Here is a 21,102-nt window from a genome sequence, read left to right on the forward strand (position 1 = left end):
AATAGGTAAAGCGGTGCCGATTTGGTAAGAAATATAAGGACTTTTAGGCACCACAATCGGGATAATTTAAAGCTCAGGTATCAATGGCCGCTGGGACAACTCAACAATCGCAAGCGAAAGCTACCAAATACAGGTTTGATCTTGACGGCCTGCGGGGTATCGCCATCGCTTTTGTCGTCGTATTCCACGTTTTTGTCGGCCGTGTTTCCGGCGGCGTTGACGTCTTCCTTTTATTGTCCGGCTACTTTTTTCTCGGCTCGCAGCTGCGGTATGCAACCAAACCAAACGCAAGCCTGAACCCCTGGTGGCCGATCTGGCGGACGATTCGTCGACTCTTCCCAGCACTACTGGTCACGCTGATGTCCACGATCTTGACCGTGCACCTGTGGATACCAGAGCTACGAACCACCAACCTATCGGACCAGCTACTGGCATGTATTAGCTATGTCCAAAACTGGGAGCTTGCCACCCAGGGCGCTGCCTATGGCGCGGCGTCAAGCACGACTAGCCCGCTACAGCATCTATGGTCGATGGCAGTTCAGGGGCAGTTTTACCTCATGGCCATTGCCTTTGCTTGGTTGCTGGCTATTGGTGCGAAGCTGATGCGTCGTCGCCGGAAGATCGTTACCACGCTGCGCATATCGGCAGGCATCCCGCTGATACTGATAACCATAGGCTCATTCGGTTATGCGGTGTACCTGCATTCGGCAGACCAATCACTCAACTATTACTCCACATGGTCACGCTTGTGGGAGCTCACCCTCGGCGCTGTTCTCGTTTTATATGCGGAGAAACTAAGGGTATCGCAGCGACTGAGCGTTGTCTTTACCTATCTGGGTTTGTTGATGGTGGTCTCTACCGGGCTGCTTTTCGACGGCGCAGCGCTCTTCCCCGGCCCCGCCGCACTCTTCCCACTCGGTGGTGCTGCCCTGGTGATCCTCGGCGGTGGACAAGGTGCATCCTGGCTCAGTAGCTGCTTTATGCTGTGGCTGGGGAAGATCGCTTACCCGCTGTACCTCTGGCACTGGCCCATCCTGATTGTCTCCACCGCCTACCTTGGGGAGAAACGCCCCAGCGTGGCATTGGGACTTGGCGTGGTTGTGGTCTCAATCCTTTTGGCACAACTCACGCACGTAGTAATCGAGGAACCTTTCAGACAACACGCAAAGCGTCCGGTTTCTTTGGAAGGCCGGAGCCGGGCGGCAGTGGCTTCTCTTTCCACTCCCACCGGCGGCATGCGCGCCGTCGCAGCGTTGTGCGTGGCGTTGCTGTGCTGGACAGCAGTGTGGATTCCTTCCGTGTGGCAAGAGGAAGTCGACCGCGTGAGTGGAACGCAGCTCAACCCGATGCTGTACCCGGGGGCCGCTGCACTCAAGGGCGTTCGAGTCCCCAATGTTCCTTTTGAACCGGATCCGTTTGTCCTTGCGAATACCCTTTCACCGGCGTGGACTGACGGCTGCATCTCTTTGCTTGGCGACGATCCCGAGGTCATTGCCAACGATAACCTTGGACCCGATCACTGCCTATACGGTGACACCCAAGCTAAGAAAGTGGCGTACCTGGTAGGCGGCTCCCATGCAGAGCAATGGATGGCCGCATGGGATGAGATTGGCAAGCAACATGGGATAAAAATTGTCCCCTTCGTGCGCCAGGGATGCCCTATGTATAAGGAAGAGAAGGACGACGTCTTCTCGCAGGAGTGCACCACTTTTAACCAAAAAGTTATTGAGCGGATTAAAGAGGACCGTCCTGATTTTGTGATCAGTAATTCCACCCGACCACTTCTAGAAAAAGGCCATAGCCGCGATGAAGTCCCCCAGAGTTATCCCACGTTCTGGGACTTTCTGAAGAAGGAAAAGATTCCGTTTATCGCGCTAAGGGATAATCCGTGGTTCGTCCTAGCCGAGGGCGAAGGCTGGATGGTCTCCCAATGCGTGGAAACTGGCGGAAGCATTGAAGACTGCGGGTTGCCGCGTTCGCACGTGTACGCGGATACCGATCCTTCGCAGAAGTTTTTCACTGCAGATTCGATGCTGTCCGTGGATACCGCAGACTGGTTCTGTCCCGACGATTTCTGTCCAGCAGTCATAGGAAACATTTACGTCTATCGCGACGGAAACCACATTTCCGACGCCTACGCGTTGTCCTTAGTGCCGCTTCTCTGGGCGCAAATCGGCACGTTTGTGAGCAAGATTTAGGAAAGAATCGTCGATTCTTTCCTAAAAAACAGCAGTTTTTACAGCAGCGTGGCCACTGACTCGGGGTCGGCGTCGGAAAGCATTTGCCGGCAGCGGTCGTATTCGGCTTGATCGCCAATGAGTTGGGAAGCTCGTGCCAGAGCGGCGATGGCGCGCAGGACACCTCGGTTAGGTTCGTGAGAATAGGGCACAGGACCCCAGCCCTTCCAACCGTGCGCGCGCAGCCGGTCAAGGCTGCGGTGGTATCCGGTCCGCGCATAGGCATAAGCGGCCGCGAGAGCGTCTGCGTCAGTTGTTGCGACGGCGTCGAGTTGAGCTTCCGCTAGGAGCGCCCATGCTAGGGGACTCGCGGGGTGTCGGAGAGCAACTGCTGCGGTGATTTCTGGCTCCGCGGCAGCCTCGTCTGCGGGGAGCATGACGGGCGGGGGAGCGAGCATGTCGTTGAATTGGGTCATGCCGTTATTCTTCCAGAATCTGCATATTCCAGAAATCCGAAACGTTAAGTCCAAAGGAATAGAGGGCTCGGCGGACCACAGGCAGAGACAAGCCAATGACGCTGGAAGGGTCTCCGTCGATGGCGTCGATAAACCAGCCGCCAAGCGCTTCGAGGGTAAACGCCCCGGCGCAGTGCAATGGCTCACCGGTCCGGGCGTAGGCTTCGATGTCGCGGTCGGTTGCCTGTGCAAAGCGAATCTTGGTAACGGACGTCTCCACATGCTGATAGCTTGTCGACGTTCCGGCGGCACCGTGCACAATGCAGTGCCCGGTAATGAGGTGGGCGGTGCGGCCGCGCTGTTCTCTCCATCGTTGAATCGTGCGCTCGATGGTGTGTGGTTTTCCTTGTAGTTTTCCGTCGAGGAGCAGCATGGAATCCCCGCCGATCACAACGTGGTCGGGATGCTTGCCAGCCACGGCATGTGCCTTTGCCGTGGCGAGCTGTGCGACGATCTCCTCTGGTTGCTGTCCCTTGTACTGCTCGATGAGGCTGTCCTCGTCAATATCAGCGGGGTCGATGATGGGATCCACGCCGGCAGAACGGAGGATTGCGCGTCGGGAGGGCGAAGCAGATGCAAGGACGATTCTCATTCCTTACATCTTATTCGGGCTAGCGGGGGAGTTCAGCGTCTGCGTGTGGGTAGGAGGCTTGGGCGCCTCGGTATTGTACGGCGTAGGCGCCGACACGGACGGCGTGTTGTGCGGCCTCTACAGGTGACGCCCCACTGAGCAGTTGTGCGACAAAGTCACCGGCAAAGGCATCGCCTGCCCCAGTCGTATCCACTGCCGTTACCTTTGGTGACGGCACCATGACGCTGGACGCAGGGTCTGCCACAAGTGCACCCTTGCTTCCTAGCGTGAGGACAACCGAGGCGAAACCCTGGGCCAATAATTCTTGAGCGAGCTCGTGCGGATCGTCGCTGTTGATGCCGCTGCCGAGCTGCTCCAGGATGAGGTTGGCCTCGTGCTCGTTAGCCATGATGGGGTCTGCCTTGAGCAATGCTTCGCGGTCCACAGGGATAACGGGGGCAAGATTGACCACAACGCGACCCGTTGCTGCATTGATGGCTTCGCGGAATCCATCGGCGGGGATCTCTCCCTGAAGCAGCACGATGTCTGCGTGTGCAATAGCCTCTGCATGCGTGGCGACGTAGGCGGCGTCGACAGTAGCATTCGCGCCAGGGATCACGATGATGGAGTTTTCCCCATCTTCAGAAACCGTGATCACTGCGGTGCCCGTGGGGCCTTCGACCTCCGAGATGTGGTCTAGACATACGTTGGAAGTACGCAGCAACTCCAGAGCTGGTTCGGCGTAGGCATCTTTGCCCACAGCACCGACAAAGATCACCTTTGCCCCTTGGAGCGCTGCTGCTACTGCTTGGTTAGCACCCTTGCCACCGGGAGAAACAGAGCTATCCATGCCGAGGACGGTCTCTCCCGGGGTGGGATGCCGCTGGACACGCACGCTCAAATCTGCGTTGATGGAGCCTACGACGGCAACAGTCTGTGGCATGGTGGTTACTCCTAACTGGTGGGCGGACACCGCATCTTTATTTATCACGACTGGCACAAACCAGGTCACATGTAGTTCAGTGATTAACACACCGTCCTGCGGATGTTCCGAGCAATCAAAAATCCGAGAACTTTATGTTTCCCGTGAAAAATGTAAATAAAAACATAGGGATACAGTGTAAAAATGCTCGTTATGTAATTCTATTGTAGGAATGCTTTTTTAGGTTAGCGTGTGGGAATCTCTGACTTTGAGCACCGTGGGGATGACAACAGATTCAGGCGTTGCGTCGGTTTTCATGATGGAGTACAACAGCTCAAAGGCTTTCTGGCCGATGGCTTCCACTTGCTGGTCAATGACGGTAAGTGGTGATTCTTGAAGCGTGAACACGGCGGCGTTATCAAAGCCAATGAGTGCTACATCTTTACCAATTTTCAGCTTGCGGGAATAGATAGCACTGAGGGCACCAACTGCCATCATCATGTCACCTGTGAGGATGCTGTTGACTCCTCGATCTAAGAGCTCAAGAGTTCCTGCGCGTCCGGCATCATAGTGGTATCCACCGAAATAGACATCGGGGGAGGGGATACGTAGGTCTTCCTTGATGGACGTAATCGCCTCAAGCCTTACCCTGCCGGTGGAAGTGTCCTGGGGGCCTGCGAGGTAACCGATCTTTGCTTGGCTGTTCAGACTGAGAAGCCGGATAGCTTCTTTCATGGCCGGAAGCGGATCCGAGGTTACTGAGGGGACGGAACCCCCAAGAACGCTTCGGTCTGCTGCGACGATGGGGACTCCGGCGTCGGCAAGCTCTGTGATTTTCTCTGCGGATTGAATGTGAGGGACAACGATGATGCCGTCGACTTGCTGGCTGTTCATCGTTTCGAGTGCGCTATTGAGGACGATCGGGGATTCATCTGTGTTGGAGAGAATCGTGCTGTAGCCCTTGGCGCGCGCGGCCTGTTGGATCTCAAAGGCAAGAGTATTGAAATATGGGTTGCAGATGTTGGGCAGTAGAACGCCGATGAGGTTTGTTTTTTGGTTACGGAGTGCTTTCGCTTGGGCGTTGGGACGGTAATTGAGCCGCTTGGCGGTTTCCGCAACGATGGTACGTGTGGACTCTGGGATTACCGGGTTATGCGCGAGGGCGCGGGACACTGTGCTGATAGAAAAGCCTGTCTCAGCGGCAATGTCTTTGAGTGTTGTCGATTGGCGGCGACGGCGCGGATAAGACGTGACGGGAGTACGAGGAGCTTCCATAAAACCTGCTTTGGTGCAAACGTTTGCAATCTGAACTTAACTAAAATTAACTTACACCAGCGTAATGGTCAAATGGGGAAATGGAAGAAAATAGCTGTTATTCACACGTAAACCCCCTTCTCTTTCGGTGTGGAATAGCACACAAAGAAGGGGGTTTAACTACTGAGATTTTCTAAGTTTTCTTAATAGAAACTTACATTCCTAAAGGCTGTGGGATTGTACGTAGTGGGGCGTTGTAGCCGCTCTTCAACGCTGCCCCAGAGGTTACGATCACGGTCTTTAGCGGCGGCTTTCTCTGCGTCTTGAGCAAGGGACGCAATCACGGTGGTGATTGCAGCCACTTGGACATTGTCCGGATTGCCTTTTACCACGGTAAGAAAAGGCTTCTTGGCCGAGGTGGCTTCTTCGGTCGTGGTGGACGTGTCAGACATAGAAAATACCTTCTTGTCATTGGATGAACAGGATAAGAACGTGGTGCACTGAGACAGCGGCTAGTAGCACCAAGCCCCTAAATGACATATTCGAATATTACAGCGGGATGTTACCGTGCTTCTTAGCCGGCATATTAACGACCTTGCGATCAAGCAAGCGCAAACCTTCGATGATCTGGCCGCGGGTCTCGCTCGGAGGGATGACGGCATCTACGTAGCCGCGCTCTGCTGCCATATAAGGGTTAACGAGAGTTTCCTCGTATTCCTTTTCATATTCCTTGGCCAGTGCAACAACATCTTGGCCATTGGCTGCGGCGTTCTTCAGCTCCTTGCGGTAGATGAATCCCACTGCGCCCGAGGCGCCCATGACAGCGATCTGTGCAGTAGGCCATGCGAGTACGATGTCCGCGCCCATGTCCTTTGAACCCATCACGCAGTAGGCCCCGCCATAGGACTTACGGGTGATCACAGTGATCTTGCCAACGCTCGCCTCGGAATATGCGTACAGCAGCTTAGCGCCACGACGGATAATGCCATCGTATTCTTGGTTGGTTCCGGGCAGGAAGCCTGGAACATCCACGAACTCGATGATCGGAACGTTAAAGGCATCGCAGGTGCGAATAAAACGAGCTGCCTTCTCTGATGCCTTGATATCCAAACAGCCGGCGAACTCGGTGGGCTGGTTGGCAACGATTCCTACGCTTCTGCCCTCTACCCGGCCAAAACCGATAATGATATTGCCGGCGTAGTGTTCCTGAACCTCAAAGAAGTCTCCGTCATCAACGATGCGGGAGATGACGTCCTTCATGTCATATGGCTGGTTCGGGGAATCGGGGATCAGCGTGTCTAGTTCAAGGTCAGACTCGGTGATGTTCTCCTGAATCGATCCGACCATAAGCTCGGTAGCTTCCCGAGGAGCTTCTGCGCGGTTGTTGGACGGTAGGAATCCCACGAGATCGCGAACCCAATCCAATGCATCTGCATCATCAGACGCGGTGTAGTGGGAGGTACCGGAGGTGGACATGTGGGTGTGTGCGCCACCCAATTCCTCTTGGGTGACTTCCTCGCCAGTGACGGTCTTGATTACGTCAGGGCCGGTGATGAACATCTTGGAGGTCTTATCCACCATGATGATGAAGTCGGTGAGCGCAGGGGAGTAAACGTGACCGCCGGCGCAAGCACCCATGATGAGGGAGATCTGCGGGATAACGCCAGACGCCAAGGTGTTGCGGTAGAAAATCTTGGAATAAAGACCAAGGGAGACAACGCCCTCTTGGATACGAGCGCCAGCGCCTTCATTAATGCCGATGAGTGGGACGCCGGTCTTAATGGCCAGATCCATGATCTTGACGATCTTCTCGCCATAGACCTCACCCAAAGCGCCGCCAAAGACCGCACCGTCTTGGGAGAAGACACAGACCTTGCGTCCCTCAATGGTGCCGTAGCCGGTAACCACGCCGTCGGTGACGGGGCGCTTGGCGTCAAGTCCAAAATTCTTGGAACGATGGCGCGCTAGTGCGTCGACCTCGACAAAGGAATTGTCGTCGAGGAGATATTCAATACGCTCGCGAGCGGTCTTTTTCCCCGCTGCATGTACCTTTTCAATCGAGGCCGGGCCCATGGGGGCCACGGTCTCAGCGAGGCGGGCGCGAAGATCCGCGAGCTTTCCGGCAGTGGTGGTGAGATCGGGAGCTGGAGTTCCCTGATCGTTGATCGTTGCGGCAGTCATGACTCAATAGTGTAAAGGTAGTACCCAAAAATTGTGAGACGTTTCAAAAAAACTTCGGTATGTTCCTGAAGGATTTTTCTGCTATATGGAGTCACAATGGAAATTAAGACTCTTGACCTGCAAAAATTTCCCTCTTTGGGGGTGTGTGCTTTGAAGTTTTCTACAGATATATGGGGGTAGTAGGGGAAAGTGCTGCTGCGAAAAACTCTTCGGAAGCGAGGTTGATGCCGCCTATAGCGGGATGTTTCCGTGCTTGCGTGCCGGGCGCTGAACATGCTTGTTCTTGAGGAGCCGGAGGTTGCGCGAAATGTGTCCGCGGGTCTCGCTGGGCAAAATGACTGCGTCGATAAGCCCACGCTCGGCAGCTAGATAGGGGTTGAGCATGTGATCCTCATACTCCCGCTCTAGGGCTTCGCTGAGAGCTACAACGTCGTCGCCATTCTCGGCCGCTGCGATGAGTTCGCGTCGGTGCAAGAATCCGACGGCCCCTGCCGCGCCCATCACGGCGATTTGAGCGGTTGGCCAGGCGAGGTTGACGTCAGCTCCTAGTCCCTTAGATCCCATGACGCAATACGCTCCGCCATAGGCTTTCCGCATGATGACGGTGATCTTTGGAACCGTGGCCTCGCCGTAGGCATACAGTAATTTAGCGCCACGGCGCAGGATGCCGTTATGTTCTTGCCCTGCGCCGGGTAGAAAGCCGGGGACGTCGACAAGCATCACGATAGGAATATTGAATGCGTCGCATGTGCGGATAAATCGTGCTGCCTTCTCCGAAGCGTCAATGTCGAGGCAGCCGGCAAGCTGGGTGGGCTGATTGGCAACAAAACCTACCGATTCGCCTTCGATGCGGCCGAACGCTATGACAACATTTTCTGCGCGATCTGCCTGGATCTCCAGGTAGCCGCCGTCGTCGGTGATTGATTCGATGACGCTGCGGACATCATAAGGAATTGACGGAGAATCTGGGATGATGTGGTCCAGTCGCAGGTCATCTGGGGTGAGGTTGTCCTCTATGCTTCCCTCTTCTTGGTCGTAGTCCTCGCGCGGGGCGACGCTGCGATTGTTCGAGGGGAGGAACCTGACAAGGTCTTGGACAAAATCGAGGGCTTCCTCATCGTCTGCTGCGGTGAAGTGGCTGTTGCCAGCTGCAGTCATATGAGCATTGGCCCCGCCGAGTTCCTCTTGGGAGATGATTTCTCCGGTTACTGTTTTAATAACATCCGGTCCGGTGACAAACATCTTGGAGGTTCGGTCCACCATCACCACGAAATCGGTGAGGGCGGGGGAGTAGGCGTTTCCGCCCGCGCAACTTCCCATGATGACGGAGATCTGGGGAACTACTCCGGAAGAATTGATGTTGTGATAAAAAGTCTGCGCGATGAGATCTAGGGAGACCGCGCCGTCTTGAATGCGGGCGCCTGCGCCCTCGTAGAGGCCGATGAGAGGGCGTCCGGTGGCAACGGCAAGTTCCATAATCTTGATCATTTTTTCGCCGTATACCTCGCCGAGCGCGCCGCCGAAAACGGTTCCGTCTTGGGAGAAGATGCATACTTCGCGGCCGTCGATAGTGCCCCAGCCGGTTACGATTCCGTCGGTGACGGGGCGTTTTTTGTGCATGCCAAAGTCAAAGGTGCGGTGGCGCGCGAGCTGATCGGTTTCAATGAAAGAACCCTCGTCTAGAAGGTAGTCGAGTCGTTCGCGAGCCGTGAGCCTGCCGGCTTGTTTAACTTTATCCAGAGCTTTTGCGCCCATAGGCTGACCTGCTTCAGCGCGTCGCGCTTTGAAGTCCGCGATCTTGCCAGCTGTGGTGGTCATGTCTTTGAGCGCGGCAACATCAACAAAAGGTGAGGAAAGTGTCATGTTTGGCAGCATAGACTGGTATCGCGACAGTTTCCAGGGCAAAACGTTAAATTTTTTCCCGGAAAAGTGCGTTTTCCCACCGCACGCTGGTTATTTTGCGCACAAAAAAATTTTTTCCGCATGTCTCCTAGTGGGCCCTATAAGGGCTCATCCCTCCCACATTCCGGCATCCATTCCGGCATTCAAGCCCAAGATTGCACCAGTAATGAGGACTCAACGAGTTGGGAGGCAAACGGCTAAAATGATGCGAATGAGCATAGGGTCAGGAGAAACGGTGGATAAGGACGCAACACAAAGCGCTCGCGTAGAAGGTGACGGCGGTAGCCGTGACTCGCGGACCCCTCTCAACGTCGGGTGGTTGCGCGAGCAGTTAATAGATGACGGCCCTTTCGCGCGCATTCTGCATTCATCAACGACGGGATCCACTAACACGGATCTGGTCGCCGCCGCGCATGAGGGAGCACCTGCGTGGACTGTCATTCTCACAGAACATCAAAGCCTGGGTCGCGGGCGCATGGGGAGGCGCTATGAGGCGCCAGCGGGTGCGCAGCTCACCCTTTCCGTACTTATCCGGCCGCCGCGGGAATCGGTTTTCCGGCTCGGCACGATGCCATTAGCTACTGGATTAGCGCTTATCGACGCCCTCAAAGGTGCAGAAGGAGTCGGCCTCAAGTGGCCCAATGACCTGCTCTGCGAGGGGCGTAAGTTGTGCGGCATCCTTGCTGAGGCCGTGAGCCTAGGAGAAGAACCCGCTGTGGTTATAGGCCTTGGGCTTAACACCTCGCTCACGCGTGAGGAACTTCCGGTGCCGCATGCCACAAGCCTGGAATTAGAAGTAATACCTTACGAGCGCAACGAACTAGCAGTTCGAGTACTGACAGCGCTGCATCGACGACTGCGCCAATGGGAGGACAACGACCCCGCCCTGATGGCAGAATACCGCCAGGTGTGCACCTCTATAGGCGCTGACGTTCGAGTAGTCCTATCGGAAAACGAGGAACTCCTCGGCGTAGCGGAATCGGTCTCCGACGCCGGGCTTATCTGCGTTCGCGACTCACAAGGGGAGCTCCACGAGCTCATGGCCGGAGACGTGACCCATTTGCGACTCCAGGATAAATAAGTGGCACGAGTCCGAGTTCTACCCGACGAAATTGTGCGTGTCGACGTCACCCGCTCACTTGTCTCCCTAATCTATCCCGTCTGCGAGCTCCTACTCATCACAGGCGTGTGCTGGATGCTCATCGGATACCTGGATCGTGACCCCCAGGACTCCATCCAACTACGCAACGCCGTGGTAGGGCTATGGGCAGCGCTGGCACTCTGGCGATTTGCCCTGCCCGTGCTGCGTGCCCGCAAAGAACGTGTGATTGTTACCGATCAACGAGTGATTCTGCGTGCTCAAGGCATCATGGGGGCTAGTGAATCAATCCCGCTGCGTGCGGTGCGCCATGTGGGACGTAAGCGCAAGAATATTTCTTTGGCCGTCTCTGGGTACCAACGTCCCATCATGCTGGCTAACGTAGCAAAAGCCAAGCACGTGGTTGCGTCCATTGAGGAAGGCATGAATCAAGGGCGCGGGCATTGGGGATAGAGTTCTAGAAGGAGACGCATATTAGATAATGTCTCTTCTTTTTTGCCCGCTAACGGGGAGAGGGCACTGAAGCGGACAGGCGGTGTTTTCTTGCAACCAATGCAGAACACCCTTTCTCTTCTGCTCACAAGCTATAGTTGTTACCCGTGACTCACAGCAGCGGTAATCCAGCAGCACACGCACCAGACATGCCAATTCTGTGTGTGATTGGCGACGGACAAATGGCACGAATGATGCACACAGAGGCCATTGAACTGGGGCAATCAATTCGGGTTCTGGCAAGCTCTCATGATTCTTCCGCCGCTCAAGTAGCCGCTGACGTGATCATCGGCGATTACGCAAACCTCGACGATCTGCGTCGCGTTGTGGCCGGGTCGAATGCCGTGACTTTTGATCATGAGCATGTGCCATCTGAACACCTGCGCACACTTATCGCTGAGGGCTACAACGTGCAGCCCCAGCCCGATGCTTTGCTCAACGCCCAAGACAAACTCGTAATGCGTACGCGCCTTAAAGAAATGGGCGCGCCAGTCCCGCCATTTGCCCCGATCAGCAGTGTGGAAGACGCGCGCGCTTTCTGGGAATCGGTGGATGGTCAGGTGTGCGTGAAGGCGTGCCGGGGTGGCTATGACGGGCATGGGGTGTGGTTCCCGGATTCGGTGACGGAGTTAGAAGAGCTCGTCGACAAGCTTCTTAGCAACGGAACTTCGCTGATGGGCGAGAAAAAAGTCCAGCTTGTTCGCGAACTCTCCGCCATGGTAGCGCGTATCCCCAGCGGTGAGGCGCAAAGCTGGCCCGTGGTGGAATCGGTACAAACTGACGGGATTTGTACGGAAGCGCTTGCACCCGCGCCGGGTTTGGGCGAGGCATTAGAAAACCAGTGCCGCGAGCTTTCCATCCGCATTGCCACTGAGCTCGGCGTCACGGGAGCGCTTGCCGTGGAGCTCTTTGAGACTCGCGGTGAGGACGGACAGCCAGAGATTTTTGTCAACGAGCTAGCCATGCGTCCGCACAACACTGGGCACTGGACACAAGACGGATGCGTGACCAGCCAATTTGAGCAGCACATTCGTGCAGTATTGGATTATCCGCTCGGCGCTACCGATCTCACCGCGCCGGTTACTGTGATGGCGAATATTCTTGGGGCGGCAACCGATCCTGCTCAGCCGATGGGGGAGCGCGTTGCAGAAGTTATGCGTCGTTTTCCTAACGCAAAGGTTCACCTGTACGGGAAAGCCTATCGAGCTGGCCGTAAGATAGGACACGTCAATCTCACTGGTACTGACGTTGAGACAACGCGTGCCGACGCCCGCCTCGCCGCACAGTATCTAGTCCACGCAACGTGGGACTAATCTCGGTTCTTTGCCGGCTTTTTACCAAAACTAGGAGAAAACATGTCCCCTCTCGTCGGCCTTATTATGGGCTCCGATTCCGACTGGCCCACAGTGCAACCAGCAGCAGAAACTCTGGCTGAGTTTGGCATCCCCTTTGAAGTCGGTGTGGTTTCCGCACACCGCACTCCCGAAAAGATGCTGGCCTATGCCAAGTCGGCTCACACGAGAGGGCTGAAAGCGATTATCGCTTGTGCCGGGGGCGCAGCTCATCTGCCAGGTATGGTTGCCGCGGCTACGCCACTGCCCGTGATCGGTATTCCGCGTGCGCTCAAAGACCTCGATGGTATGGACTCTTTGCTTTCTATCGTGCAGATGCCGGGAGGCGTTCCCGTTGCCACGGTTTCCATCGGCGGGGCAAAGAATGCGGGACTCCTTGCTGTACGCATCCTTTCTGCGGGTGACCCGGCCCTGACAGAAAAAATGGTTGCGTATCAAGACACAATGCGTAAGGAAGTCGAGCAGAAAGACGCTAACCTCAAGCGCACATTGATGGGCGAGTAAGACTTTTGTCGGCTGATTTCTGGAAAGAATCGACGATTCTTACCCTCGGCTCTAAAGTTCGCGGTGCCGAACCCGGACATGTGTTGTTGTGGCGTCTCCAGCATGCCTTGGAGTTGTCGCAACAAACGTCAGGCCCTGTTGTAGTCTCTGGAAAAGGCGAAGCTGCTGTGATGGGGGACTGGTTGGTGCGCCACGGATTGGATTCACAACGCTTGATAATTGAACCCGAAGCGACCAGCACCAACGAGAACTTGGAAAATGCGCACGCCCTCCTACCCGAAACCCGCACATGGATCGTGGTAACGAGCGATTTTCATAAACTTCGCACCCTCGCGTGGGCGCGGCACCTAGGAATCCCCATAACGGTAAGTTCCGCAGTGACCAAGCCGCCCTTTAGAGTGCGGAATTTTGTTCGCGAGATCTTTGCGTTGCCGCATTCGCTGCTGCGGATAGCGTGGCGTCGAGTAGCTTAGCTTTGCGACACCACGACAAACCCGCGAAGTGTGTTGGCCGGAGCATGTCAGGCCCCTTTACTGCCACCCCTTGATTTAGCCCCACCGATTTAGTTCATAGCGCGGATGTATCGCTGTAATTAACTTTTGTTGATTATTTTGATTGCAGATGCGTCTAGAAGCCTTCCAGCAGCAAACCTGCTGATAGTGGCCACTTTGATGTAGCGATGATGCTATAAAGAATGCTCTTTGAGATGGGCCGGGGAGTGGGGAGCAGGTTTCTTGAGCGGAGCATCTCAGCAGGTAGTAAGCGTTGTTCGGTCTTTGTGTTTATCGCAACAAAAATAGGGCCCTCAACATTCCATTGTTACGTTGAATGTGAGATTTTGGAATCGAGAGGGACTATGAAGAAAATATTTGCGCTCTGGACCGCGATGTTCGCGGTAGTGGCGTTGGCTTTATCGGGATGCAGCACAGCTCCAGAAAAGCTTCACAAGAAAAAACCCAAGCGGCTGGTATCACTGTGACTGACTTTCATGGCCGTCAGGTAAAACTTCCCAAGGCCTCTGAGCGCTCTGTGTTCCTAGTAGAAAACGCGATGAACACCATGATGGCTGTGGGTGGTAGCAAGAAGATCGTGGGAACGGGCGAAGTCTGGGAGCCTACGTTTAAGAAGGACTTCCTTGAGGCAGTTCACCCGGGCTTTTCCAAGTTGCCGGTTATCGCTTCTCAAGACGGTAGCTATGACTTGGAGGCGCTTGCCGCTTTGAAACCCGATTTTGTGGTTCTGTGGGCAGAGTCTGCCGATGATAAAGCGATTGCTGCCATCGAGGAGACCTTGAAGGTGCCGGTGTATGCGGTATTCCTGACTTCCTTTGCAGACCTGGACAAGTTGGCCGTCGATATGGCTAATGTCAATGGAACCCCTGAGCGTGGTGCTACAGTCAACGCACTTTTGAAGAAACAGATGGACAAGATCGCTGAGAAGACGAGCACGATCGAAAAGAAACCCTCTGTGTTCTGGATGTGGGGCGACGCTTACGGTACCGCTGGCACAAAGTCCAGTGCTAATGACCTGATTGAGGCTGCCGGTGGAACCAACGTGATTGCCAAGTGGGATAACTCTGCCAAGGCTTCCGAGCATCCGGTTGTTTCCCTGGAAACCCTGGCCAAGCTCAATCCTGATGCGATCTACATGTGGTACAACTCGGAGATCGACCCTTCAGATGTTATTGAGGGCAAGAACGTAGGCGGAGTTGATTTCTCTGCGTGGAAGAACCTCGATGCAGTGAAGAACAAGCAGGTCTTTGAGCTTGATGATCCGTTCCTTTATGACATGATGACTGGGCGTCTAGCAATGGCAACTGCCAAGGTCGCGCAAGACATCAACCCTGAGGCATTCAAGGGCTGGGATAATTCTGCAGAAACTGATCAGTATTTTGTAGATATGTACGGCGTGCATTACCCAGGATTCAAGCCAGCTCAGTGAATTCACAACGCTTAATGAGAAGCCGCAAACTCCTTATTGTCGGGCTGCTTCTTTCTCCACTCGTGGCATTCTTTGTGTCTATGATGCTCGGTAGTTATGGAGCCAACCCAAGTGAGGCGCTTGCGGCTCTCGTCGCGCGGTTATGCGGTAGCCAAGAAACTGTCTCCGTTGTGATAGCCGATATTCGACTCCCCCGGGTAGTGACCTCTTTACTGGTAGGCATGGCTCTAGCCATGTCCGGAGCGACGCTGCAGGGAGTGCTGCGTAACCCGCTGGTGGATCCGTATATTTTGGGCTTGTCTTCGGGGGCAGCTTTTGGTGCGGCTTTAGCTATCGCAGTATGGCGCTGGATACCCGTTCCCATCAGTGCTTTTGTGTTTGCGCTTGTGGCTTTAGCCATGACCTATTTCATGGCGCGAACAAAGAACTCGGTTCCAATAGTGAACTTGGTTCTGTCGGGTGTCATCACCTCAGCGGTATTTACTGCTTTGCTCTCGATCGTTCAAATAACATCGCATGAGAAGTCGTTGCAAGCCATCGTGTTATGGACCATGGGAAGCTTCAACGGGGTGACGTGGTCAACTCTTAAGCCCACATGGTTACTGATTCTTCTTGGTTGCTTTTTCATGATTGGTTTGCGCTGGCGGCTCAATGTTTTAACCATGGGAGAGACCGAAGCAAAAGTGTCGGGGATGCACGTGGAGAGATACCGTGTTCTCTTTATCGTCTTATCCGCGTTGGTGTCAGCTTTGTCTGTTTCTATGGTGGGAGTGGTGGCGCTTTTGGGGCTTATTGTCCCGCATATCGTGAGGATGCTTCTAGGACCTGACCACCGAGTACTTATCCCGGTTTCTGCTGCGTTGGGGGCGGCGCTGATGGAGGTCATCGATACTGTAGCTCGGACAGCTACGGGTTTTGAGATCCCCGTCAGTATCATTACCACGCTCGTAGGTGCACCGGTTTTTTTGGTTGTTGCTGCGCTCAACAAAGGCAGGTCAATGGCAGTAGGAATGAGTATGGAATCAGTGAGTATCGGCTATGGCCAACGCTTAGTGATTCGTGATGTGACGGATACCTTCCCTGCCGGGAAAATTACAGCGCTTTTAGGTGCTAATGGTTGCGGCAAATCGACGTTACTCTCGGCGATCGCTGGCCTTACTCCGGTGCACAGCGGCGCTATTACCGTTGATACCCCAAACGCAGTCTTGGGATTTGTGACCCAAGCACACGCAATGTCTTTTCCTTTTGACGTAGTAGATGTTGTTTTGACAGGGCGCGTGCGGTTTATCAGGGCGTTTTCTTCCCCAGCTCCCAAGGACGTCGATGCCGCGCACAGTGCCTTGGACATGTTGGGCGTGGGGCATCTGGCGCGTCGGCAATACACAACGTTAAGCGGCGGCGAACGCCAGATGGTGATGATCGCACGAGCGTTGGCACAAGAACCAGATATTTTATTGCTGGATGAGCCGACGACCTATTTGGATCTTTATAATCAGCAACGCGTGTTGGAGGTCATGGACATGCTGCGCGGACAAGGCATCACTTTGCTAGCGACACTGCATGACCCGAATCATGCTCTAGCACTTGCGGATCATGCTGTGACGCTACGGCGTCTGAGTGAGGATGATTCGCGTACGAGTCTGATCAGTTCGGGAGCGCCCTCGGACATTGTTCACGCAGAGACGATTCGTGCCATGTATTCATTGCAAGCGGAGTTCATTACTACCCAGCGTGGGCCAGCCATGTTGCCGTGGATGAACACTGTAGATAGTTAGATTTTTCGATGCAGGGGAGTGTTCTTCCAGATAAGACGGATCGTTACACGTCTGCCAGATTGCTAGCTGCTTTACGGTTGAGTCGACCGAAATTATAGTAAGCGGCACAGGCCCCCTCAGGCGATACCATGCATGTTCCTATGGGGGTTTGTGGTGTGCACGCAGTGCCGAAGACACGGCATTGCCAAGGTTTTATTTTTCCTGTGAGCATGGAACCACATTCGCATGTGACAGGGTCGGGGATGCGTTTACCTGGGATAGAGAAAATTTTCTCGGCGTCCCAGGCCGAGAACTCTGCGGAAATACCAAGACAAGATTGTGGAATCCAGCCGAGACCGCGCCATTCAAAGGCGAAGGTGTGCGTGTTCTGTCTTTCTAAATCAACACCGCTTTGCCCATTGACTTGTAGCGGGATAAGAGATACAAGAGGATGAACAATCCAATTATTATCCAGGCTGTCACAGGAATCGGAATCCCGTAAAACTGATAGTGTGAGGCGGTTGAAGCGGTGATTGCTAAGCCTCCTAGGCTATTGGCGATTTGGATTGATGATGATGAAAGTATGTCGGTAAGCGTATAAAACGCTAGACGATGCTCTTTACGCATGATGTCTACAGTGATATGCGAGACCATAACCGAATAAATTGCCTTGGCCCCAAACATGAGCGGCACTAATAAGATGGGAACAGTATTTCTAACCGCTTGGTTAAGATTGCCGGAAGTGCATAATGTTAGAAGCAGCCACCCAACTAATGTGACAGCGACAACAGAACCGGAAATGAGAATCGACCTTATCGGTTCTATTCGATCTCCTCGCCGCGCAATGAAAAACATAACAAATATGGATGTGACTGGCTTTAAAAGTAAAGCTAGAGCAACAAATTTAGGGTCAGTTCCGATGAGCTGAGAGATGAACACCGCAATCAGGGGAACGCCAACAAAAAGCTGTAGAGATGCATCCAGAGTTAACGTGCGGTACTGAGGATGTGCATACAGTATTTTTGTATCTCGAAATATGCTGGAAAAGATGGACGATAAGCTGATGGACTCCTTACGCATCTCTTCTACCGTTGGCAGTCCCCTGATCGCGATGAGTGCACTTATTGTGTATGCGATAGTGGCTATGGCTAATGCAGAGTAAAAAGTTTTCGATACCTGCCCGTGAAAAATAACTGTCTGTATGGCAAATGCGGTGATCGATCATTGAGCACTGAGAGATGATGCTGGTTATTGCCATAACTCCCGGGCGTTTTTCACGAGAAACAATCTCACTTATCCAGGCGCTCCATACTGTGCCGAACGACAGGGAATAGGCTATTTCCACGACAACTGCACACATTCCAAGTAGGAACAATTGGTGGAACTTTGAGGCGGGATACCAAACGGCAAAGAGCATTATCACAAGGCAAATGAGCATAACTGTCACGCCGGTGCTCATCATTTTTCTGTATCCAGCCTGGCGAGCGAGACTTGGACCAAGCATTTGGATGGGAACGCTAAGCAGCATTAAGAAATAGATTATCGAGAGTTTGCTGCTTTCCCATCCGAGCTCTCTTGTTATCAGGAGATTAAATAAATCACCTGATAGTCCGCCAGTAAGGCTTGCCAGAAGCAAGGAGCCGCTAGCGGGTAGTACGACACGCCAGTATCGAGAGAAGATTTCAAACATCTCAGTTACCCGCTGCTTTCCTATAGATCCTTCCCAAATGTTTTGTATATCGTGACAACATCTTTTCAAATGCGACGTTGAGGCGTGCATGTTTTCGGAAAAATTTCCGCCAAAGTGAGGATTATGATGTAAGTAGTAATCGAAGATGTGGTCGTATGCTTCATGATATGTATGTGTATCCAGCACATGTGCATGCCACACTATGCAAATAGCAAGGGGGGGGGGAAGCGTCCTTTATATTTGTGCCTTAGCTACAACCACCGTGTGTAATGGAATTTGCATAGTTTTGTGTGCGCAGAATCCGTAGGGGGAGTGCCGGTTGTGACCTGCTCGGCGTCGTTTCTTTTTACACGGCAAATGAAGGAACGTTTATTGCAGCCGTATACCCGAGCTTCTCGACGAACCCTCTGCGTTAGAAGCGCTCGCTACTATTCAGGAATACGACCTGATTACTCAGGTGGCGTTAACGCCACGCTCGCCACAGGGCGATAGTCGCGATGACCAAAATGAGAGCAAGGAACGCCGGCCAGAGTGAGGGCTGTGGCTGAAACAGATTCACTACGGCCTGAACCAGGGCAAGAAACGCGAAAAACCCCACAAAGCCTAGGATGGAGTCGCGTACGAGTTTCTTCCTAGTCTCTTGGGGCTGAGGATCGCGCGGTTTCATGCGGATGATTGTACTGCGCCTAGTACCCGAAAGCGGTAATTATGCTTTCACTCCACCTGCAGTTAGGCCGGAGACGATACGGCGTTGGAAAGCAAGCACCATGATAATAAGGGGGATGGTCACCAGGGATCCCGCCGCCATAATGGCTGCGTAGGGGAACTCAAAGGCGCTTGGCCCAGAGAAACGGGCGATGGCTACGGTGACAGGTTCGGTTGCTGTTGTGGAGAGCTGACGCGCAAGCATGAACTCGTTCCACGTAGCAATAAAAGCCAAGATGGCGGTGGTAAACAACGCAGGTGCCGCAAGGGGCAGCAGTACGTGGCGGAAGGCCTGGCTGCGGGTGGCGCCGTCGACAAGCGCTGCCTCCTCTAATTCCCACGGAAGCTGCCGGAAGAAGGACACGAGCGTGTAAATAGTCAGCGGCAACGCAAAGGAAATGTTGGGGATGATGAGTGCGCGGTAGGTGCCTATCCAGCCGAGGTCGCCAAAGAGCTGGAAAAGTGGGGTCACAAGGGCGATGCCGGGGAACATCGAGGCGGCAAGCACAACGCCCGTGACTATTCCTTTCCCTCGAAACTCGATGCGAGCCAGCGCATATGCGGTGAAGACTCCGACGAGGACTGCGAGGAGGGTGGTGGCAAGGCCTACCAGCAAAGAGTTGACGATTGCGCCGAGGAAATCGTTTCCTTTGTCGGTGGACAACGCGTCGCGGAAATTCTCTAGGGTTACATGCGTTGGCCACGGCGTGGTTTCAAAGGTGTAATCCTTGTTTCGCAGTGCGGTGATCAGCATCCAATAGAACGGCGCCAGACCCCAGATCAGGATAAAGACCACACCGATATAGTTGGCTAGTGCTGCACGAATTTTGTGATTCATGGTGCGGTAGCTGTCCTTTCTTTGGAAGTCGTGGAGTTATCTAGCTTCTGATGCTTTCCACGACGCTGACGACGCTGCCGGTGCGGCTTGGGGGCGTCACCACGGCCCGTGATGTCTGCGCCAAGGACACGGATCATCAGGAAAGCGACGGCGAAAATAAGGAGGAAAATCAGCGTGGAGAGCGCAGAAGCCGAGTTGAAGTGATTCTGACGTACGTCTTCGACCACGAGCTGGGAGATCGTAGCCGTGGGGGAGTTTGACGACGATGAGATCAAGATGACCGGAAGGTCGTACATACGCAGGGCATCGAGCGTTCTGAAAAGAACAGCGACCATGAGAGCGGGTTTGACTAGTGGGAGCGTGATCTGTGTGAATTGCTGCCAGGTGCTGGCGCCGTCGACACGAGCTGCCTCGTATACGTCTTTGGGGATCATCTGTAAGCCCGCGAGAATCAGAAGAGCCATAAAGGGAGTGGTCTTCCATACGTCGGCAATGATGACGGCAAAGCGTGCAGCCCATGGGTCGGTAGTCCATTGGATTGGGGTATGCAGGAGCGAGTTGACGATGCCCTTATCCGCAAAGATAAACTGCCACAATTTTGCAGTCACTGCCGTAGGGATTGCCCACGGAATGAGCACTGCGGCTCGAACTAGCGCCCTACCGCGAAACTCCCTGTTCATGACCAGCGCCATGCCAACACCTAGAACGATTTCTAGGGCTACCGTGACCACGGTGAAAAAGAGCGTATTTCCTACCGCTGGCCAAAAATCAGTGGATATGACTCCGGGTGGGCACGCGATGGCACTTCCGGACGAAGTCCCGCAGCGCTGCGTTAGCCAGTAGGCATAATGCTCTAACCCAGCGAAACCACCTTGGGTGAAAAGCCCAGTGACTGGGTCAAGGCCTTTGTCTTCCTGAAAAGAGAGATAGATGGCCCTGACGATGGGATAGCCAATAACGATCGCTAGGACGATGAGCGTGGGGGCGATCAACAACGCAGCGTTGCGGTGTTGTTTCCGGCGCGCTTCGACGATTCCTTCCCGAGAAGGAACTTTTCGCGCTGGGCGCGTTGTGTCCACGGTACCTCCTTTGTCTGATGCTGGTCCGCTTCAACCTTAAAGCACTAAAGGAAGCCCGCGGTAAGAACATGTTCGTGGAGCATGAGCTTACCGGTGCAGGCTTCCTTGATAAAGATATTGGAGCTT

General features: G+C 54.1%; 20 protein-coding genes and 1 pseudogene. 8 read left to right on the forward strand and 13 right to left on the reverse strand.

Features of this window, described 5'->3' with window-relative positions:
* Positions 1-83 precede the first annotated feature (83 nt).
* Positions 84-2,198 (forward strand): acyltransferase family protein, encoded by a 2,115-nt coding sequence (locus tag ET810_RS07500; RefSeq protein ID WP_087453473.1) that lies wholly within the window; start codon positions 84-86, stop codon positions 2,196-2,198.
* Between the two features lie 38 nt (positions 2,199-2,236).
* Here ET810_RS07500 and ET810_RS07505 read toward each other — a convergent pair whose 3' ends face one another.
* From ET810_RS07505 to ET810_RS07535, 7 genes are all read right to left on the reverse strand, one after another.
* Positions 2,237-2,653, reverse strand: a complete 417-nt coding sequence (locus tag ET810_RS07505) for a DUF3151 domain-containing protein (protein ID WP_087453474.1) — start codon at positions 2,651-2,653, stop codon at positions 2,237-2,239.
* 4 nt (positions 2,654-2,657) lie between these two features.
* Complete coding sequence (locus ET810_RS07510) at positions 2,658-3,284, reverse strand: Maf family protein (protein WP_087453475.1); 627 nt, start codon at positions 3,282-3,284, stop codon at positions 2,658-2,660.
* A gap of 19 nt (positions 3,285-3,303) precedes the next feature.
* Positions 3,304-4,206, reverse strand: a complete 903-nt coding sequence (locus tag ET810_RS07515; RefSeq protein ID WP_134316229.1) for a ribokinase — start codon at positions 4,204-4,206, stop codon at positions 3,304-3,306.
* A 219-nt stretch (positions 4,207-4,425) separates the two neighbouring features.
* Entirely contained in the window at positions 4,426-5,460 is a 1,035-nt protein-coding gene (locus tag ET810_RS07520; protein ID WP_134316230.1) for a LacI family DNA-binding transcriptional regulator, read from the reverse strand.
* A 182-nt stretch (positions 5,461-5,642) separates the two neighbouring features.
* The gene (locus tag ET810_RS07525; protein ID WP_087453478.1) at positions 5,643-5,891 is read right to left on the reverse strand and encodes an acyl-CoA carboxylase subunit epsilon; all 249 of its coding nucleotides are present in this window, start codon (positions 5,889-5,891) and stop codon (positions 5,643-5,645) included.
* Positions 5,892-5,988: 97 nt separating this feature from the next.
* A complete protein-coding gene (locus tag ET810_RS07530) occupies positions 5,989-7,620 on the reverse strand; it encodes an acyl-CoA carboxylase subunit beta (protein WP_087453479.1) in 1,632 nt (543 codons plus the stop codon).
* Positions 7,621-7,851: 231 nt separating this feature from the next.
* Entirely contained in the window at positions 7,852-9,483 is a 1,632-nt protein-coding gene (locus tag ET810_RS07535; protein ID WP_087453480.1) for an acyl-CoA carboxylase subunit beta, read from the reverse strand.
* A gap of 241 nt (positions 9,484-9,724) precedes the next feature.
* Between ET810_RS07535 and ET810_RS07540 the strand changes: the two genes are divergently transcribed.
* The 7 genes from ET810_RS07540 to ET810_RS12675 all read left to right on the forward strand — a co-directional run bounded on the left by ET810_RS07540 (position 9,725) and on the right by ET810_RS12675 (position 16,685).
* Positions 9,725-10,603 carry a biotin--[acetyl-CoA-carboxylase] ligase gene (locus ET810_RS07540; RefSeq protein WP_134316231.1) on the forward strand — a complete coding sequence of 293 codons (879 nt, stop codon included), beginning with the start codon at positions 9,725-9,727 and terminating at the stop codon, positions 10,601-10,603.
* Complete coding sequence (locus ET810_RS07545) at positions 10,604-11,074, forward strand: hypothetical protein (RefSeq protein ID WP_087453481.1); 471 nt, start codon at positions 10,604-10,606, stop codon at positions 11,072-11,074. It abuts the gene before it with no gap.
* 146 nt (positions 11,075-11,220) lie between these two features.
* Positions 11,221-12,426 carry a 5-(carboxyamino)imidazole ribonucleotide synthase gene (locus ET810_RS07550; RefSeq protein WP_134316232.1) on the forward strand — a complete coding sequence of 402 codons (1,206 nt, stop codon included), beginning with the start codon at positions 11,221-11,223 and terminating at the stop codon, positions 12,424-12,426.
* Between the two features lie 42 nt (positions 12,427-12,468).
* Entirely contained in the window at positions 12,469-12,969 is a 501-nt protein-coding gene (gene purE / locus ET810_RS07555) for a 5-(carboxyamino)imidazole ribonucleotide mutase (RefSeq protein ID WP_087453483.1), read from the forward strand.
* A 5-nt stretch (positions 12,970-12,974) separates the two neighbouring features.
* On the forward strand, positions 12,975-13,442 hold the full coding sequence (locus ET810_RS07560) for a YdcF family protein (RefSeq protein ID WP_087453484.1): 468 nt from the start codon (positions 12,975-12,977) through the stop codon (positions 13,440-13,442).
* Between the two features lie 502 nt (positions 13,443-13,944).
* Positions 13,945-14,910 (forward strand): ABC transporter substrate-binding protein, encoded by a 966-nt coding sequence (locus ET810_RS07565; RefSeq protein ID WP_225870256.1) that lies wholly within the window; start codon positions 13,945-13,947, stop codon positions 14,908-14,910.
* A 14-nt stretch (positions 14,911-14,924) separates the two neighbouring features.
* Positions 14,925-16,685 (forward strand): iron chelate uptake ABC transporter family permease subunit, encoded by a 1,761-nt coding sequence (locus ET810_RS12675; RefSeq protein ID WP_225870491.1) that lies wholly within the window; start codon positions 14,925-14,927, stop codon positions 16,683-16,685.
* 43 nt (positions 16,686-16,728) lie between these two features.
* On the opposite strand, the pseudogene ET810_RS07580 reads toward ET810_RS12675, so the two are convergent.
* The 6 genes and pseudogenes from ET810_RS07580 to ET810_RS07605 form a co-directional block, all read right to left on the reverse strand.
* Positions 16,729-17,034, reverse strand: a pseudogene (locus tag ET810_RS07580) (hydrogenase formation protein HypD); the annotation flags it as partial.
* 26 nt (positions 17,035-17,060) lie between these two features.
* Complete coding sequence (locus ET810_RS07585) at positions 17,061-17,744, reverse strand: hypothetical protein (RefSeq protein WP_087453486.1); 684 nt, start codon at positions 17,742-17,744, stop codon at positions 17,061-17,063.
* Positions 17,737-18,540 carry an MFS transporter gene (locus tag ET810_RS07590; RefSeq protein WP_134316234.1) on the reverse strand — a complete coding sequence of 268 codons (804 nt, stop codon included), beginning with the start codon at positions 18,538-18,540 and terminating at the stop codon, positions 17,737-17,739. The genes ET810_RS07585 and ET810_RS07590 overlap by 8 nt, the downstream gene beginning before the upstream one ends.
* A 277-nt stretch (positions 18,541-18,817) precedes the next feature.
* Positions 18,818-19,021, reverse strand: coding sequence for a hypothetical protein (locus ET810_RS07595; protein ID WP_014525420.1), 204 nt, complete (start codon positions 19,019-19,021; stop codon positions 18,818-18,820).
* A gap of 39 nt (positions 19,022-19,060) precedes the next feature.
* Positions 19,061-19,897 (reverse strand): carbohydrate ABC transporter permease, encoded by an 837-nt coding sequence (locus ET810_RS07600; RefSeq protein WP_013910937.1) that lies wholly within the window; start codon positions 19,895-19,897, stop codon positions 19,061-19,063.
* A complete protein-coding gene (locus ET810_RS07605) occupies positions 19,894-20,976 on the reverse strand; it encodes a carbohydrate ABC transporter permease (protein WP_166741035.1) in 1,083 nt (360 codons plus the stop codon). Before ET810_RS07605 ends, ET810_RS07600 begins: the two co-directional genes overlap by 4 nt.
* Positions 20,977-21,102 lie beyond the last annotated feature (126 nt).

The sequence above is a fragment of the Corynebacterium silvaticum genome, from assembly GCF_004382825.2.
Taxonomy (GTDB): domain Bacteria; phylum Actinomycetota; class Actinomycetes; order Mycobacteriales; family Mycobacteriaceae; genus Corynebacterium; species Corynebacterium silvaticum.

Bases quoted from the DNA above. Each gene is read 5' to 3' on its own strand.
- ET810_RS07510 (WP_087453475.1), bottom strand. From the start codon at position 3,284: ATGAGAATCGTCCTTGCATCTGCTTCGCCCTCCCGACGCGCAATCCTC.
- ET810_RS12675 (WP_225870491.1), top strand. From the start codon at position 14,925: ATGAGAAGCCGCAAACTCCTTATTGTCGGGCTGCTTCTTTCTCCACTC.
- ET810_RS07500 (WP_087453473.1), top strand. From the start codon at position 84: ATGGCCGCTGGGACAACTCAACAATCGCAAGCGAAAGCTACCAAATAC.
- ET810_RS07505 (WP_087453474.1), bottom strand. From the start codon at position 2,653: ATGACCCAATTCAACGACATGCTCGCTCCCCCGCCCGTCATGCTCCCC.
- ET810_RS07535 (WP_087453480.1), bottom strand. From the start codon at position 9,483: ATGACACTTTCCTCACCTTTTGTTGATGTTGCCGCGCTCAAAGACATG.
- purE (WP_087453483.1), top strand. From the start codon at position 12,469: ATGTCCCCTCTCGTCGGCCTTATTATGGGCTCCGATTCCGACTGGCCC.
- ET810_RS07585 (WP_087453486.1), bottom strand. From the start codon at position 17,744: ATGCGTAAGGAGTCCATCAGCTTATCGTCCATCTTTTCCAGCATATTT.
- ET810_RS07540 (WP_134316231.1), top strand. From the start codon at position 9,725: ATGATGCGAATGAGCATAGGGTCAGGAGAAACGGTGGATAAGGACGCA.
- ET810_RS07595 (WP_014525420.1), bottom strand. From the start codon at position 19,021: ATGAAACCGCGCGATCCTCAGCCCCAAGAGACTAGGAAGAAACTCGTA.
- ET810_RS07600 (WP_013910937.1), bottom strand. From the start codon at position 19,897: ATGAATCACAAAATTCGTGCAGCACTAGCCAACTATATCGGTGTGGTC.
- ET810_RS07525 (WP_087453478.1), bottom strand. From the start codon at position 5,891: ATGTCTGACACGTCCACCACGACCGAAGAAGCCACCTCGGCCAAGAAG.
- ET810_RS07515 (WP_134316229.1), bottom strand. From the start codon at position 4,206: ATGCCACAGACTGTTGCCGTCGTAGGCTCCATCAACGCAGATTTGAGC.
- ET810_RS07530 (WP_087453479.1), bottom strand. From the start codon at position 7,620: ATGACTGCCGCAACGATCAACGATCAGGGAACTCCAGCTCCCGATCTC.
- ET810_RS07520 (WP_134316230.1), bottom strand. From the start codon at position 5,460: ATGGAAGCTCCTCGTACTCCCGTCACGTCTTATCCGCGCCGTCGCCGC.